Origin of the sequence: Nocardioides caldifontis (genome assembly GCF_008087345.1) — a bacterium.
Lineage (GTDB): Bacteria > Actinomycetota > Actinomycetes > Propionibacteriales > Nocardioidaceae > Marmoricola_A > Marmoricola_A caldifontis.
The window spans coordinates 377,979-393,587 of sequence record NZ_VHIB01000008.1; the positions used below are offsets into that span (position 1 = coordinate 377,979).

Consider the following 15,609-nt stretch of genomic DNA (forward strand, 5'->3'; position numbering starts at 1 on the left):
TCTGTCCTCAGGGTCGTCCGGCGGGTCACGCGCCGGACGTGCTGCGTCGGCAGCCGTCCCGGGCGCGGTCAGGCGTCCAGGGTACTGGCGCGCTCCAGCGCCTGGCGCACCGCGTGTGCCGCCGAGGCGGCCCGCTCGTCGGTCAGCCCCCCGGCTCCGGGCTCCTGCACGTAGAACACGTCCACCGCCTGCGGACCGATCGTCGTGACGTGCGCGGAGCGCACGCTGAGGTCCATCGCGGCCAGGGCCCGGCAGGCCAGGAACACGACGCCATGGGTGTCCTCCGTGCGCACCTCCAGGACCGTCGCGTCGTCGGACGCGCCGTGGCGCACGAGCACCGTCGGAGGCAGCCCCCCGCTGCCGACCCGCACCCGCCGGGCGGGGTCCGCGCTGCCGCGGACGACGGCCCCCAGCCGCTCGGCGACGACCGCCGGGTCGAGGTGGCCCCCGTCGGTCTCCCAGTCGGAGACCGCCACCCCGTCCACCGTCCACGCGCGGGCCGCACGGACGCCGGCACGCAGCAGCGCGAGGGTGCCCGCCACGTCGGCCATCAGCCCCACCCGGTCGGCGGCGGTGACGCGCACCCGGCAGCCGTCCTCGCGCGGCTCGGTCTCCACGCACGCGCCGTCGCCCTCCGGGAGCACCGCCGGCAGCGCCGGCTCCTGCTCGTGCCCCCGCTCCCCCGGGGCCGCGAGCAGCGCGGCCCGGGCTCGGGCGGCCAGCCGGCGGACCAGCGTCTCCCGCCAGCTCGTCCACGCCTGGGGCGACGTCGCCCGCGCGTCGGCCTCGGTCAGCACCTCCAGCAGGTCGAGGGTCTCCAGGTCCGGCACCAGGCGTACGACGGTCTCGACGGTGACCGGGTCGTCGAGGTCCCGGGTCGTGGCCGTCTCCGCGAGCAGCAGGTGGCGTCGCACCAGCCCGGCGACCGTGGCCACGTCGGCCGGCGCGAACCCCATCCGGGTCGCCACCGCCGCGGCGACCGGCTCGCCGGCGACGCTGTGGTCCTGCCGTCCGCCCTTGCCGACGTCGTGCAGCAGGGCCGCGACCAGCAGCAGGTCGGGGCGGGCCACGCGCCGGATCAGCCGCGACGCCTCGACGCAGCTCTCCACCACGTGCCGGTCGACGGTGAACCGGTGCACCGCGGAGGCGTGCGGCAGCAGGCGGATCCGCTGCCACTCCGGGAGCACCGCGTCCAGCGCCCCGGTCTCGTCGAGGGTCTCCCACACCGGCAGCAGCCCCCGCCCGGAGGCGAGGAGCCGCACCAGGAGGTCCCGGGCCTCGGCAGGCCACGGGTCGGGCAGCGGCGCGGACGAGCGGGCGAGCCGCGCCGCGGTCGGGGGCGCCAGCATCAGCCGGCGCTCGGCGGCGACGGCGGCGGCCCGCAGCAGCAGCACCGCGTCCTGCGCAGGGTCGGCGCCCCGGTCGAGCACGACCTCGCCGCCGGACAGCGCGACCCCGTCGGCCACCCGCTCCAGCTGCGGCCGACGGGACGTCGCGCCGCGGGGGCGGGGCGCGAGCAGCTGCTCGACGCGGCTCCACGTCACCCGCGACAGGTGGGTGGTGCGCCGGCCCAGCTCGCGCAGCCGCTGCTGCGCCTCGTGCTCGTCGGCCAGCCCGAGCCCCTCGGCGAGCGCGCCCCAGAGCTCCGGGGTGACCCGGTCGGTGGCGCGGCCGGCGTGCGCCTGCAGCACGTCGCGGATGTCGAGGAGCTGGAGGCGGCACCGCTCGAGGTCGGCCTGCGGGACGTCCACGAGCCACGTCGCCACCAGCGCGTTGAGGACGGTGGCGTCCCGCAGTCCGCCGGTCGACTCCTTCAGGTCCGGCAGCGCGGCGTGCGCCAGCTCCCCCACCCGGGCGGCCCGCTCGCGCACGAGGTCGCGCAGCCGGGGCAGGTTCGCCCGGGCGTCGCGCCGCCACCTCGCCCGTACGTCGGTCCGCAGCCTGAGCGAGACCGACGTGTCACCGGCCAGGTGGCGGGCGTCGAGCAACCCCAGCGCCACCCGCACGTCGGCCGCCGCGGCCTCGGTGACCTCGGGGAGGGCGCGCACGGAGTGGTCGAGGTCGACGCGGGCGTCCCAGAGCGGGTACCAGAGCTGCTGCGCCAGCTTGCCGACGTCCGCCGCCGCGTCGTGCACCAGCACCACGTCGAGGTCGGAGTGCGGCGCCAGCTCTCCACGGCCGTAGCCGCCCACCGCCACCAGCGCGACGCCGGGCATCCCGTCGCCCCCGGCCGACGAGAAGGCCGACCGGCAGAGCCGGTCGGCCTCCTCGGTGCGCGCGGCGCGCTCGGTCGCGGTCAGAGGGCTGCCTCGTCACGGTCGCCGGTGCGGACCCGGACCACCGTGTCGACCGGGCTGACCCAGACCTTGCCGTCGCCGATCCTCCCGGTGGCCGCCGACTTGGTGATCCGCGTGACCACCTCGTCCACGTCGACGTCCTCGACGAGGATCTCGACCCGCACCTTCGGCACCAGCGCGATGTCGTACTCCGCGCCCCGGTACACCTCGGTGTGGCCCTTCTGGCGGCCGTAGCCGCTGACCTCGCTGACGGTCATCCCGGTCACCCCGAAGGCCTCGAGCGCGACCCGGACGTCCTCCCACTTGTGCGGCTTGATCACCGCGGTCACGAGCTTCATGCCATCGTCCCTTCCTTGGTGGAGGTGGTCGCCTCCGAGCCCTCCGCGGTCTCCGCGGTGGCACCGGACGGGGCACCCGCCGGCGCCGTCGCCGCGGCCACGACCCCGGACCTGTTCACGAGGCCGCCGCCCCGGTTGGTGAGGTCGTAACCGGACTCACCGTGCTCGACGAAGTCGATCCCCTCGACCTCGTCCTCCTCGTCGATCCTCCAGCCCATCGTGACCTTGATCAGCAGCCCGACGACCAGGGTGGCCACCGCGGACCAGAGCATCGCGAAGAGCGCCACGACGACCTGCACCACCAGCTGCTTGACCCCGTCGCCGTACAGCAGGCCGCCGGAGGTGGCGAGGAAGCCGATGCCGACGGTGCCGACGAGACCGCCGACGAGGTGGACCCCCACGACGTCGAGGGAGTCGTCGTAGCCGAAGCGGTACTTCAGCCCGACGGCCAGGGCGCAGAGCGCACCGGCGACGACACCGAGGATCATCGACCCGACCGGGGAGAGCGAGCCGCAGGCCGGCGTGATCGCGACCAGACCCGCGACGACACCGGAGGCCGCGCCGAGCGAGGTGCCCTTGCCGTCGCGGACCTTCTCCACGAGCAGCCAGCCGATGATCGCGGCGGCGGTGGCGAGGGTGGTGTTGAGCCAGACCAGCCCGGTCTCGGTGGTGAACTGCGCGAGCATCTCCTCCTCGTCGCTGCTCGCGAAGACGATCGAGCCGACGTTGAAGCCGAACCAGCCGAACCAGAGCAGCCCGGCGCCGATCATCGTCAGCGGCAGGTTGTGCGGCTTCATCGGCTCCTTGCCGAAGCCGAGCCGCTTGCCGATGAGGAGCGCGAGCACGAGGCCCGCGACACCGGCGTTGATGTGCACGACCGTGCCGCCGGCGTAGTCGACCGGCGCGACCTCGGCGCCGCCGTCACCGCTGAAGAACAGGTCGGCGAGTCCGTTCTCGACACCGCTCAGGAAGCCGCCGCCCCAGACCATGTGGGCCAGCGGGAAGTACGACAGCGTCACCCACAGCGGCAGGAACACCAGCCACGAGGAGAACTTGACGCGGTCCGCGATCGCGCCGCTGATCAGCGCCGCGGTGATCACCGCGAACGTGAGCTGGAAGGCGACGAAGACGTAGTTGGCCGGGTCGGTGTCGGACAGGCCGAACTGGTTGAACGGGTCGGCGAAGAGCTGGAGGACCTCGCCACCCGCCTCCCCGTCGACGTCGGGGATGCCGCTGCTGTAGGACATCGACCAGCCCCACAGCGCGTACACGATGGCGATGACGCCCATCGCGCCGAACGACATCATCATCATGTTGAGCACTGACTTGGAGCGGCTCATGCCGCCGTAGAACAAGGCCAGCGCCGGCGTGGTCATCATCAGCACCAGGGACGCCGACATCAGCATCCAGGCGTGGTAGCCGTCCATGGGACCTCCGGGAGTCGCGGTCGGGATGCCGACCGGTCTGTGGCAGGGGAGGTACCGCGGTGCCACCTCGTCGTGCGCCGCAGCCGTCCTCCGGGTGCGACACACGATGGTGCGGGGAGGTTTCGGTTCCGAGCGGCTGGTGTTGCGTCCTCGTGACAGGTGGCCGCCCGGTGTTACGTCGAGGTAACGCCGTCACACGAGGGTGCGGGGCCGAGCGGCCCGGCTCAGGCGCCGGGCCGAGCGCCGCGCGAGGGCCGGCTCAGCCCTCGCCGAGAAGTGCGTCGACGAACGCGCCCGGGTCGAAGGGCGCCAGGTCGTCGGGGCCCTCGCCGAGCCCGACGAGCTTGACCGGGACGCCGAGCTCGCGCTGCACCGCGACGACGATGCCACCCTTGGCGGACCCGTCGAGCTTGGTGAGCACGATGCCGGTGACGTCGACGACCTCGCTGAAGACGCGCGCCTGGATCATGCCGTTCTGGCCGGTCGTCGCGTCGAGGACGAGCAGCACCTCGCTGACCGGTGCCTGCTTCTCGACGACGCGCTTGACCTTGCCGAGCTCGTCCATCAGCCCGGCCTTGTTCTGCAGCCGCCCCGCGGTGTCGACCAGGACGACGTCGGCCTCCTGCTCCATGCCGGTGCGCACCGCCTCGAAGGCGACGCTCGCCGGGTCGGAGCCCTCGGGGCCGCGGACCGTGGGGACGCCGACGCGCTCGCCCCAGGTCGTGAGCTGCTCGGAGGCCGCGGCGCGGAACGTGTCGGCCGCGCCGAGCACGACCTGCTTGTCCTCGGCGACCAGCACCCGGGCGAGCTTGCCGACCGTGGTGGTCTTGCCGGTGCCGTTGACCCCGACGACCATCATCACCGAGGGCTTGCCGTCGGTGCGCTGCGCGGCGAGGCGGCGGTCCATCGTCGGGTCGACCAGCGCGAGGAGCTCCTCGCGGAGGACGTCACGTGGCTTCCCCGCGGCACCGCCCTCGACCCGGAGCCGGGTGCGCAGCCGCTCCACCAGCTCCTGGGTGGGGCCGACGCCGACGTCGGCGGTCAGCAGGCTGTCCTCGATCTCCTCCCAGGTGTCCTCGTCGAGCCGGTCGCGGGAGAGCAGCGCGAGCAGCCCGCGGCCGAGCGCGCCCTGGGAGCGGGAGAGCCGCTGCCGCAGCCGGACCAGCCGGCCGGCCGCGCTCTCGGGGCGCTCGAGGGCCGGGGCGGCCGGCTCCGGCTCGGTGACGACCTCGGGCGCCTCGGTCGGCGCCTCGGTGGGCGCCTCCACCTCCGGCTCCGGAGGCGCGATCGTGCCGGTGCCCGCACCTCGCTCGAGGTCGGGACGGCGACGGGAGCGTCGTACGCCGGACGTGACGAGCCCGGCGACCGTGACGACGGCGACGACCGCCAGGACGATGATCAGGTAGAGGAGCTCACCCACGGCGGCCATCCAACCAGAGGCGCCCCCGGGTCCCGGCGGGCAGCAGGGCGGCGCGCATCCGCGCGAGCACCCGCCCCGACCGCGCTGGGATCGGCAGCTCGTCGCGGTGCGGGTAGGCGACGACGAGGACGACGGTGAAGGCGATCCCGAGGATCGCGAGCATGGCGACGAGGGCCCAGAGCACCGAGAAGACTCCTGGTGGGACGAGTGGTTCGGGGACACGGCACGCGCCCACCCGTGCTGGGGCGGTGCCGGAGGTGACCGGGGGACCCCGGCCGGCTCCTCCATGGTGCCACCCGTCCGCAGGTGCCCCGCGGGGGTCAGGCGGGGACGGTCACCCCGGCGTGACCGACCTCACGCTCCCCCGCCGGGGCGGTGGAGCCGCTCGGCGACGGCGCGCACCTCATCCGGCAGGGGTACGACGGGCCGCTGACCGTCGTCCCGGGTGTTGTCGACGTAGACGTGCACGAACCGGCCCTCGGCCGCGGCCTCGTCACCGGGCCCCTGGAACAGCCCGATCCGGTAGACGACGGACGAGCGGCCGACACGGTCCACGACGAGCCCGAGGTCGACCGGCGCCGGGAAGGTGAGCTCGCGGAAGTAGCGGCAGGAGACCTCGGCGACCACCCCCACCGCCGGGAGCAGCCGGATGTCGACGCCGGTCTCCTCGAGCAGGTGGGCGTTGACCGCGGTGTCGATGAGCTCGAAGTACACCGCGTTGTTCATGTGGCGGTAGACGTCGATGTCGGCCCAGCGGGTGGTCGCGGTCCGCCAGGCGACGTAGTCGTCGCGCACCGGGCGGGGCGGGCGCTCCTCCGTCACGCCGGTCCCGTCATGCGGGCTGGGCCTCGCGCAGCCGCTGGCTGATCACCGCCGAGACCCCGTCGCCGCGCATCGTGACGCCGTAGAGCGCGTCGCCGATCTCCATCGTGCGCTTCTGGTGGGTGATCACGAGCAGCTGGCTGTTCTCCCGCAGCTCCTCGTAGATCTCCAGGAGCCGCCCGAGGTTGGTGTCGTCGAGCGCCGCCTCCACCTCGTCGAGGATGTAGAAGGGCGACGGTCGTGCCTTGAACAACGAGACCAGGAACGCCACCGCCACCAGCGAGCGTTCGCCGCCGGAGAGCAGCGAGAGCCGCTTGACCTTCTTGCCCGGCGGCCGGGCCTCGACCTCGACGCCGGTCGTGAGCATGTTCGACGGGTCGGTGAGCACCAGCCGCCCCTCGCCGCCGGGGAAGAGCCGGGCGAAGACGTGGTCGAAGGCGTCACGGACGTCCTCCCACGCCTCGGTGAACACCTGCTCGACCCGCTCGTCGACCTCCTTGACGATGTCGAGGAGGTCCTGGCGCGTGCGCCGCAGGTCGTCGAGCTGCTCGCTGAGGAACTGGTGGCGCTCCTCCATCGCGGTGAACTCCTCGAGCGCGAGCGGGTTCACCTTCCCGAGCTGGGTGAGGGCGCGCTCCGCCGCGCGCAGCCGCTTCTGCTGCTCCTCGCGGACGAACGGCACCGGCTCGGCCTCCTGGGGCACTCCCGCATCGTCGACGACGAACACCGGGACGGGCAGGTGCGGGCCGTAGTCGGAGACGAGCGCCTCGGCCTCCAGCCCGAGCTCCTCCAGCGAGCGCTCCTCGAGCTGCTCGAGCCGCATCCGCTGCTGCGCCCGCGCGAGCTCGTCGCGGTGCACGCTGTCGACCAGCTCGGCGTGCTGCTTCTCGAGCTCCCGCAGCCGGCCCCGGACCTCGCGGAGCTCCTCCTCGCGCCCGCGCCGCTGCTGCTCGACGGCCTCCCGGCGGGCGGCCGCCGCGGTCAGCGACCGCTCCAGGCGGGCGAGCACGACCTCGGCGCCGCGTGCGACGGCCTCGCCGACCTGTCCCTCCTGCCGCACCCGCTCGCGGTGGGCCAGCGCCCGGGCGCGCGCCTGCCGCTCCTGCTCGGCCGACCGGCTCAGGGCGTCCGCCCGTCCGGCGAGGGCCCGGGCCCGCTCCTCCGCGGTGCGCAGCAGCAGCCGGGCCTCGGTCTCGGCGGCGCGGGCCGCCTTCGCGGCCTCGGCCAGCGGCTCCCGGTCGTCCTGGTCGGGCTCCTCGGTCTCGTCGGCCTGCGCGGCGGCGAGCCGCTGCTCCAGCTCGGCGAGCCCCGCGAGGTCGGCGTCGCGGGCCTCCTCGGCGCCGGCGATGGCACGGGCGAGCCGCTCGGCCTCACCCTTCGCCGACCGGGCCTGCGCGCCGTACTGCGCCAGCTCCTCGGCGACCGCCGCGAGGTGCGCGTCGGACTCGTGGAGCCGGGCCAGGGCCACGTCGACCCGCTGCTGGGCCTCGTGGCGCTCCTGCTCCAGACGGTTGAGGGTGAACGCGAGCCGCTCGCACGAGTGGGTCACCGCGGTGAGCTGCTCGGTCGCCTCGTCGACCGCCGCCTGCACCTCGAGGAGGCTGGGCGCCGACGACGACCCGCCGGCCACCAGGTGGCTGCCGACGAGGTCGCCCTCACGGGTGACCGCGATGACCTCCGGCAGCGCGGCGACGGTGGACCGGGCGGCGTCGAGGTCGTCGACGACCGCGACCCGGGCCAGCACCCGGCTCAGCGCGCCTCGGAGCTCCTCGGGGCACGCGACGACGTCGGTGGCGTAGACCGCGCCAGGCGGCAGGGCCGGCCAGGAGCTCGGGTCCCCGGAGGCACCGGCGACCAGGATCGCGGCGCGGCCGAGGTCCTCCTCCTTGAGCCGGACGACCGCGTCGAGCGCGGCGCCGACCTCGGTCACGGCGAGCGCGTCTGCGGCCGCTCCGAGCGCGGCGGCGACGGCGGCCTCGTACCCGGGCCGCACGCTCAGCAGGGCGGCCACGGAGCCGAGCAGCCCGGAGACCGGCTCGGTCGCGGCGAGCAGCGCACCGGCGCCGTCCTTGCGGTTCAGCCCCATCTCGAGCGCCTCGCGGCGCGCGGTCAGCGCGGTGCGCTCGCGATCGGCGGCCTGCGCCTCCTCGCGGGTCTTGGCGAGCCGCTCCTCCACGTCCTGCAGGGCCGCGGCGGCGCCCTCGTGCTCCGCGTCGAGCCCCTCCTCCCCCGCGTCGAGCCCGGCCACCTGGGTCTCGAGCGCAGTGAAGTCCCGCTCGGCGCGGGCGACGCGGGCCAGGGCCTCCTCACGGGCCTGGGTGAGCCGCCCGATCTCGTCCTCGGCCGCAGCCGCGCGGCTCCGCTTCGCGTTGACCTGGCCCTGGAGCCGGGCCAGCCCCTCGCGCCGGTCCGCCGCGGCCCGGTGCGCCGCCGCCACGCGGCGCTCCTCGGCGGCATGCTCCTGCTCCGCCTGCTGTCGGCGGGCGAGGGCCTCGTCGAGGGCGGTCCGGCGGGAGGCGACCTCCGCCTCGATCTCGCGCTCCTGCTCCCGCACCCGGGCGGCCTGGGCCAGCAGCTCGTCGGGGTCGCGGCCGGCCGGCACCTCGGGCTCGGCGGCCGCGTTGCGCACCCGCTCGGCGGCCAGCGACCGGACCCCCTGGACCCGCTCGCGGAGCCCGGAGAGGGCGAACCAGGTCTCCTGCGCCTTCGCCAGCGCCGGGAGGTCCTCCCGCAGGTCGGCCTCGAGGGCCGCCTCCGCCGCGCGCGCCTCCGCGACCGCGCGCTCCACCTCGGCCTGCCGCTCGAGCAGCGCCGACTCGTCGGCGAGCTCCTGCTCCAGCGCGTTGCGGACGGTGACCAGCTCGTCGGCGAGCAGCCGTGCCTTCGCGTCGCGGGCGTCGCTCTGCACGACCGCCGCCTTGCGGGCGACCTCCGCCTGGCGGCCGAGCGGCTTCAGCTGGCGGCGGATCTCGGAGAGCAGGTCGCCGAGCCGGGTCAGGTTGCCCTCGGTGGAGTCGAGCTTGCGGAGCGCCTTCTCCTTGCGCTTGCGGTGCTTGAGGACGCCCGCAGCCTCCTCGATGAAGCCGCGCCGGTCCTCGGGGGTGGCGTGCAGGATCGAGTCGAGCTGCCCCTGCCCGACGATCACGTGCATCTCGCGCCCGATGCCGGAGTCGGAAAGGAGCTCCTGGACGTCGAGGAGCCGGCAGGACTGCCCGTTGATGGCGTACTCCGAGCCGCCGTTGCGGAACATCGTCCGGCTGATCGTGACCTCGGCGTAGTCGATCGGCAGCGCGCCGTCGCTGTTGTCGATGGTCAGCGCCACCTCGGCGCGGCCCAGCGGAGGACGACCGGAGGTGCCGGCGAAGATGACGTCCTCCATCTTGCCGCCGCGCAGCGACTTGGCGCCCTGCTCGCCCATCACCCAGGCGAGCGCGTCGACGACGTTGGACTTGCCCGAGCCGTTGGGGCCGACGATGCAGGTGATCCCCGGCTCGAGCTGGAGGGTCGTCGCGGAGGCGAAGGACTTGAACCCGCGGAGGGTCAGGCTCTTCAGGTACACGTGGGCTCCTCACCAGTGAGATCCCGCGCCCAGGGGGGAAGCCAGCGCAGCCGCTCGGTCAGCGCGGCTCACCCTACCCGCCGCCTCCCCCGCATCCGCGGAGCCCGCCGCGTGCCGCCGGAGCTCGTCACGCCACGTCACAACACCGTCACGAACCGGCCCCGGGCCCCTCGCGCCTGCTGTCCGCACGGGTCCCGAGATGGTTGAGTGCAGGACGAGCCGGGCACTTCCCCGCCCGGACGACCGCACGTCACTCGGGAGATCTCGTGACACCACTTCCCCGTCCCTCGTCCCGCGGGCGGCACGGCGCCCGCCGTACGCCCACCCCGACCGCCCGTACCGCGCTCGCCGGACTCGTCGCCGTCGCCGTCGCCTCCGCGCCCCTCGCGCTGGCCGGCGGCGCCGCCGCCGCCCCGGAGCGCTCGCCCGACGGCACGTCGGAGACCGCGCCGGACGCGGCCCCCGGAGTCGACACGGCCCCGGCCGAGAAGCCCCGCAAACCCAAGCGGAAGCCGCCGCTCAAGCTCCAGCTGCTGGCGCTCAACGACTTCCACGGCCAGCTCGAGCAGGTCAGCCCGACCAGCTCCTCCGGCAACGTCAACGGCACCCCCGCCGGCGGCGTGGCCTATCTCGCCAGCCACCTTCGTGAGCTTCGCCAGGAGGCGCGCGCCAAGGGGTGGCGGAGCATGACGGTCGCCGCCGGTGACCTGATCGGTGCGACGCCGCTGCTCTCGGCCGCGTTCCACGACGAGCCGACGATCGAGGCGATGAACATGCTCGGCCTCGACGTCGCCTCGGTCGGCAACCACGAGTTCGACGAGGGGTACCGCGAGCTGCTGCGGATGCAGCGCGGCGGCTGCCTCGCCGACGGCGACGGCGCCGCGAACCAGAACTCCTGCCCCGACCCGACCCGCCCGTTCACCGGCGCGGACTTCCAGTACCTCGCGGCGAACGTGAAGTACGCGAGCAACGGCAAGACGATCCTGCCGCCGTTCTCCGTCCGCAAGGTCCGCGGCGTCAAGGTCGGGTTCATCGGCATGACGCTGGAGAACACCCCGAACATCGTCACCAAGGCCGGTGTCCAGGGGCTCCGGTTCACCGACGAGGTGCGCACGGTCCGGCAGCTCATGCCCAAGCTGCGCAAGCGCGGCGTCAAGTCGATCGTCGTGCTGCTGCACGAGGGCGGCGTGCCCGAGGACCGCAGCCAGTACGTCGGCTGCGCCGGCGTCAGCGGCGACGGCTACGACATCGCCCGCCGGCTCCCGGCCGCCGTCGACCTGGTCGTCTCCGGCCACACCCACGAGGGCTACACCTGCACCGTGCGCGACCCGAAGGGGAACCCGCGGCTCTTCACCAGCGCCGAGTCGCTGGGGCGCATCGTCACCGACATCCGGCTCCGAGTCGACCGGTCCACCGGCGACGTCATCCGGCCGAAGGTCGGCGCCTTCAACCACCTGGTCCGCAACGCCGACGGGACCGCACCGCGGCCCGCGCTGCTCCGGCTGATCGACCGCTACACCACGCTCGTGGAGCCCATCGCCAACGAGGTGCTCGGCGAGCTCGCGCCGGCAGGGACGCAGAACGCCCTGCCCAAGCCGGGGACGGTCACCGAGGACTTCGCCCTCGGCAACCTGATCGCGGACTCGCAGCTCGCCGACGACAGCGTGGTCACCGACGCCGGCGACCCGGTCATCGCGTTCATGAACCCGGGCGGGATCCGCACCAGCCTGGAGGAGAACGCGCAGGGCGAGGTGACGTACGGCGCGGCCTTCGCGGTCCAGCCGTTCAACAACTACGTCACCTCGATGACCCTCACCGGCGAGCAGGTGCTGGCCGTCCTCGAGGAGCAGTGGAACGGGCTCAACGAGGGCAGCCCGAAGGTGCTCCAGGTCGCCGGGCTGAGCTACACCTACGACGCCGGTGACGCCGCTGCGGCGGGCACCGACGCGGTCGTCGACGGCAGCGTCGAGGTCGACACCGACGGCGACGGGGTGACCGACACGCCGCTCGACCCGGCCGAGGAGTACCGCGTCGTGGTGAACAGCTTCCTCTCCGACGGAGGGGACGGCTTCGGCACCCTCGCCGAGGGGACCGACAAGTACATCGGCGGGCTCGACATCGACGCGCTCGCGGAGTACCTCGGGATCAACTCCCCGTACACCCCGCCGGCCGAGGACCGGATCACCGTCCAGCCCTGACCCCGGACGACAGGAAGCCCGCCGCGCCCCTCGGGGCTCGGCGGGCTTCTTCGTTGCGGTGTCGTCGCCTCAGGCGGGCTGCATGTGCTCCTCGGGCACCGTCAGGAGCGACTCCGAGCTCACGGACGCGGCGAGCGCGTCGTTCTCGGACTGGAGCCGCATGACGTGGGCCTCGAGATCAGCGACCCGCTGACGCAGACGACGGTTCTCTCCGGTGATCTGGGCAACGACGCGGGGGTCGGTGCCGTTCATGTACCCGACGAGGGCCTTCGCCATTGTGTGTCCTCCGCTGATGTGTTCGGACGCACCCTTGATCCGGCTCGGTCAGAGCCAGGAAAAAGGTGGGTGCGATCCAGGGTCCCACACCCCCCACGCAGGGTCAATCCCGGCGGGAAGCGCCCCCACGGGGGGCCGTCCGGGGGGTCCTGGGACGGCGCTGGCAGACCGGGCAGAAGTACGACGAACGGTTCATGAACGGCGCCCGCTCGACGGCCGCGCCGCACCGCCGGCACGCCCTCCCCTCCTGGCCGTAGACCGCCAGCGAACGGTCGAAGTAGCCGCTCTCGCCGTTGACGTTGACGTAGAGCGCGTCGAACGACGTCCCGCCCTCGAGGAGCGCGGCCCGCATCACCTCGCGGACCCCCTCGAGCAGCTCGCGCACCTGGCGTGCGGTGAGCCGGGTGCCGAGCCGGTCGCCGTGCAGCCCGGCGCCCCAGAGGGCCTCGTCGGCGTAGATGTTCCCGACCCCGGACACCACGGTCTGGTCGAGCAGGATCCGCTTGATCCCGGAGCTCCGGCGCCGCACGCGTCGGACGAATTCCGCCTCGTCGAAGAGCGGGTCGAGGGGGTCGCGGGCGATGTGCGCGATCTCGGAGGGCAGCTCCGCCCCGCCCGTGGAGACCGAGAGGCCGCCGAACATCCGCTGGTCGACGAAGCGCAGCTCGCGTGCCGGACCGGGGCCGGCGAGGCCGAACCTGACCCGGAGGTGCCGCTCGGGCACCGCGTCGGGCGGCTGGACGAGGAGCTGGCCGCTCATCCCGAGGTGGGCGAGCAGCGCGTCGCCGCTGTCGAGCGGCAGCCAGAGGTACTTCCCGCGCCGGCGGGCGTCCTCGACGGTGCGTCCGGTCAGCGCCGCCACGAAGTGGTCCGCGCCGGCGAGGTGGCGACGGACGGGACGCGGGTGGAGCACCTCCACCTCGGTGATCCGCCGGCCGACGACGTGGTCGGCCACCCCGCGCCGGACCACCTCGACCTCGGGGAGCTCAGGCATCCGGGGCTACGGCCGGCCGTTCGTCTCGTCGGGCGTGGGCACCGGCACGCCGCCACCGACCTTCGCGACGATCTCGCGGTAGGCGGTCTCGGCGGCCTGCTGCTCCGCCTCCTTCTTGGAACGGCCCTTGCCGTGGCCGTAGCGGCCGTCGCCGACCTTGACCTGGGCCGTGAAGGTCTTCGCGTGGTCGGGTCCGTCGTCCTCGATGAGGTACTCCGGCACCCCGAGGGAGTGCTCGGCCGACAGCTCCTGGAGGCTCGTCTTCCAGTCCAGCCCGGCCCCGAGCCCGGCGGCCTCGGCCATCAGCGGGTCGAAGAGCCGGTGCACCACGTCACGGGCGGTCTCGAAGCCGCCGCTGAGGTAGACCGCACCGATCACCGCCTCGACGGTGTCGGAGAGGATCGAGGCCTTCGTGCGGCCGCCGGTGATCTCCTCGCCGCGCCCGAGCTTGACGTGCTCGCCCAACCCGATCGTGCGGGCGACGTCGGCGAGGGCACGGGCGTTGACCACCGCGGCCCGCAGCTTCGCCAGCCGTCCCTCGGTGAGGTCCGGGTGGGTGCGGTACAGCGTCTCGGTGACGACCAGCCCGAGCACGGAGTCCCCGAGGAACTCCAGCCGCTCGTTGGTCGGCAACCCGCCGTTCTCGTAGGCGAACGAGCGGTGGGTCAGCGCCCGGTCGAGGAGGCCGGGCTCCAGCACCGGGTCGCCCAGGGCATGGCAGAGCTCGGCGTACTGCTTCTGCTCGACCTGTTCGGACACCGAAGCGCCAGCGTCGCGGGTCAGAGCACCGGCCGCTGGTTGGCGCGCGCGCCGTACTGGCCGCACTGCGGGCAGGCGCGGTGCGGGAGGTGCTTGGCACCGCAGGCCGGGTTGGCGCAGGTCACCAGGGACGGCGCCACGGCCTTCCACTGGGAGCGGCGGTGACGGGTGTTGCTCCGCGACATCTTCCGCTTCGGGACAGCCACTTCTCTACTCCTCTGTCAGGCCGCTGGTGCGACCGCTGGTCGTGCTGGTCGGCCCTTGCGGACCCGCGTCCTGCTGCTCGGCCAACTGTTGCAGAGCGGCCCACCGTGGGTCGATCTGGTCGTCGTGCGTGTGGTCCGGCGCGTCGGCCAGCCGGATGCCGCACTCGGAGCACAGCCCCGGACAGTCCTCCTGGCACAACGGCTGGAACGGCAGTGCGAGCACCACCGCGTCCCGCAGCAGTGGCTCGAGGTCGAGCAGGTCACCGTGGAGCCGGCTGGTCTCGCCGTCCTCGGTCTCCTCCTCCTGCGTGTCCCCGTCGTCGTAGACGAACAGCTCCTGGAAGTCAGCGGTGATGCCACTGCTGATCTCCTCCAGGCACCGGACACACTCGCCGGCCAGCACCGCCTGGGCGGTCCCGGTGACGAGCACGCCCTCGACGACCGCCTCGAGCCGGATGTCGAACTCGATCGGCGAGCCCTCGGGGACGCGCAGCACCTCGATACCGAGATCTGCCGGCGCCGGCGCTGTCAGCGACCGCTTGCGCTCCGACCCCGGGCGGCGGCCGAGCTCGCGGGTGTCGAGCACGAGCGGCGCTCTCGGGTCGAGACGCACGGGTTCACTTCCATCGTCGGCAGACAGATCACGATCCCCATCCCGGCGACGGGTGCCGCCGACACGAGGACCGTCGACCAGGATACCGGTGGGGCACACCGGGGACCAAACCGCGCGGTCCGGGCGTGCTGCCCGGGGCTAGCCGCGGTTCGCCCGCCGCTCCCCCCGCCGCTCCGCCCGCCGCTCCCCGAGCCGTTCACCCAGCCGGGCGAGCACCTTCGGCGGCACCAGGTGCGCGACGTCGCCCCCGAAGGCGGCGACCTCCTTCACCAGGCTGCTGGCGAGGAAGGAGTACTCCGGGCTGGTGGGCACGAAGACCGTCTCGACCGCCGCGAGGCTGCGGTTCATCTGGGCCATCTGGAGCTCGTAGTCGAAGTCGCTGACCGCGCGCAGCCCCTTCACGATCGCGACGATGTCGCGGTCGCGGCAGAAGTCGGTGAGCAGCCCCTCGAACGCCTCGACCCGGACGTTCGGCAGCTCCTCGACCGCCTCGGTGATCATCTCGATCCGCTCCTCGGCGGTGAACAGCCGGTTCTTCGACTGGTTCACGCCGACGGCGACGACGACCTCGTCGAACAGCGACGAAGCGCGCCGCACGATGTCGAGGTGGCCGTTGGTGACCGGGTCGAACGACCCCGGACAGGCGGCTCGGCGCACGGGCGGCTCCTCCGGCTGGTGGGTGGTCGCGACCGTACCAGTG

General features: G+C 73.8%; 14 protein-coding genes. 1 reads left to right on the forward strand and 13 read right to left on the reverse strand.

Translation table 11 applies throughout. The annotated features are described in order from the left end of the window. Positions 1–68 precede the first annotated feature (68 nt). From FIP57_RS16080 to smc, 7 genes are all read right to left on the reverse strand, one after another. A complete protein-coding gene (locus FIP57_RS16080; protein ID WP_148574532.1) occupies positions 69–2,300 on the reverse strand; it encodes a [protein-PII] uridylyltransferase in 2,232 nt (743 codons plus the stop codon). Continuing rightward, on the reverse strand, positions 2,297–2,635 hold the full coding sequence (locus FIP57_RS16085) for a P-II family nitrogen regulator (protein WP_148574533.1): 339 nt from the start codon (positions 2,633–2,635) through the stop codon (positions 2,297–2,299). Before FIP57_RS16085 ends, FIP57_RS16080 begins: the two co-directional genes overlap by 4 nt. Beyond that, positions 2,632–4,062, reverse strand: coding sequence for an ammonium transporter (locus tag FIP57_RS16090; protein ID WP_148574534.1), 1,431 nt, complete (start codon positions 4,060–4,062; stop codon positions 2,632–2,634). Before FIP57_RS16090 ends, FIP57_RS16085 begins: the two co-directional genes overlap by 4 nt. Positions 4,063–4,321: 259 nt before the next feature. After that, positions 4,322–5,482 (reverse strand): signal recognition particle-docking protein FtsY, encoded by a 1,161-nt coding sequence (ftsY, locus tag FIP57_RS16095; protein ID WP_420846700.1) that lies wholly within the window; start codon positions 5,480–5,482, stop codon positions 4,322–4,324. Then, entirely contained in the window at positions 5,475–5,666 is a 192-nt protein-coding gene (locus FIP57_RS16100) for a hypothetical protein (RefSeq protein ID WP_148574536.1), read from the reverse strand. The genes ftsY and FIP57_RS16100 overlap by 8 nt, the downstream gene beginning before the upstream one ends. Positions 5,667–5,836: 170 nt before the next feature. Then, entirely contained in the window at positions 5,837–6,304 is a 468-nt protein-coding gene (locus FIP57_RS16105; protein WP_148574537.1) for an acyl-CoA thioesterase, read from the reverse strand. Positions 6,305–6,314: 10 nt separating this feature from the next. Next, on the reverse strand, positions 6,315–9,863 hold the full coding sequence (gene smc / locus FIP57_RS16110) for a chromosome segregation protein SMC (RefSeq protein ID WP_148574538.1): 3,549 nt from the start codon (positions 9,861–9,863) through the stop codon (positions 6,315–6,317). Positions 9,864–10,129: 266 nt separating this feature from the next. Between smc and FIP57_RS16115 the strand changes: the two genes are divergently transcribed. Continuing rightward, a complete protein-coding gene (locus tag FIP57_RS16115; protein ID WP_203231298.1) occupies positions 10,130–12,061 on the forward strand; it encodes a bifunctional metallophosphatase/5'-nucleotidase in 1,932 nt (643 codons plus the stop codon). A gap of 69 nt (positions 12,062–12,130) precedes the next feature. Here the strand turns inward: FIP57_RS16115 and FIP57_RS16120 are convergent, their stop codons facing one another. The 6 genes from FIP57_RS16120 to coaD form a co-directional block, all read right to left on the reverse strand. Beyond that, positions 12,131–12,337 carry a hypothetical protein gene (locus FIP57_RS16120; RefSeq protein ID WP_148574539.1) on the reverse strand — a complete coding sequence of 69 codons (207 nt, stop codon included), beginning with the start codon at positions 12,335–12,337 and terminating at the stop codon, positions 12,131–12,133. A 103-nt stretch (positions 12,338–12,440) separates the two neighbouring features. Further along, a complete protein-coding gene (gene mutM, locus FIP57_RS16125; RefSeq protein ID WP_148574540.1) occupies positions 12,441–13,331 on the reverse strand; it encodes a bifunctional DNA-formamidopyrimidine glycosylase/DNA-(apurinic or apyrimidinic site) lyase in 891 nt (296 codons plus the stop codon). Between the two features lie 6 nt (positions 13,332–13,337). Beyond that, the gene (gene rnc / locus FIP57_RS16130; RefSeq protein ID WP_275266169.1) at positions 13,338–14,090 is read right to left on the reverse strand and encodes a ribonuclease III; all 753 of its coding nucleotides are present in this window, start codon (positions 14,088–14,090) and stop codon (positions 13,338–13,340) included. A gap of 20 nt (positions 14,091–14,110) precedes the next feature. Further along, positions 14,111–14,296, reverse strand: a complete 186-nt coding sequence (rpmF, locus tag FIP57_RS16135) for a 50S ribosomal protein L32 (RefSeq protein WP_148574542.1) — start codon at positions 14,294–14,296, stop codon at positions 14,111–14,113. Between the two features lie 4 nt (positions 14,297–14,300). Then, positions 14,301–14,909, reverse strand: a complete 609-nt coding sequence (locus tag FIP57_RS16140) for a YceD family protein (RefSeq protein ID WP_238993516.1) — start codon at positions 14,907–14,909, stop codon at positions 14,301–14,303. A gap of 138 nt (positions 14,910–15,047) precedes the next feature. After that, a complete protein-coding gene (gene coaD, locus FIP57_RS16145; protein WP_148574543.1) occupies positions 15,048–15,566 on the reverse strand; it encodes a pantetheine-phosphate adenylyltransferase in 519 nt (172 codons plus the stop codon). Positions 15,567–15,609: the final 43 nt, after the last annotated feature.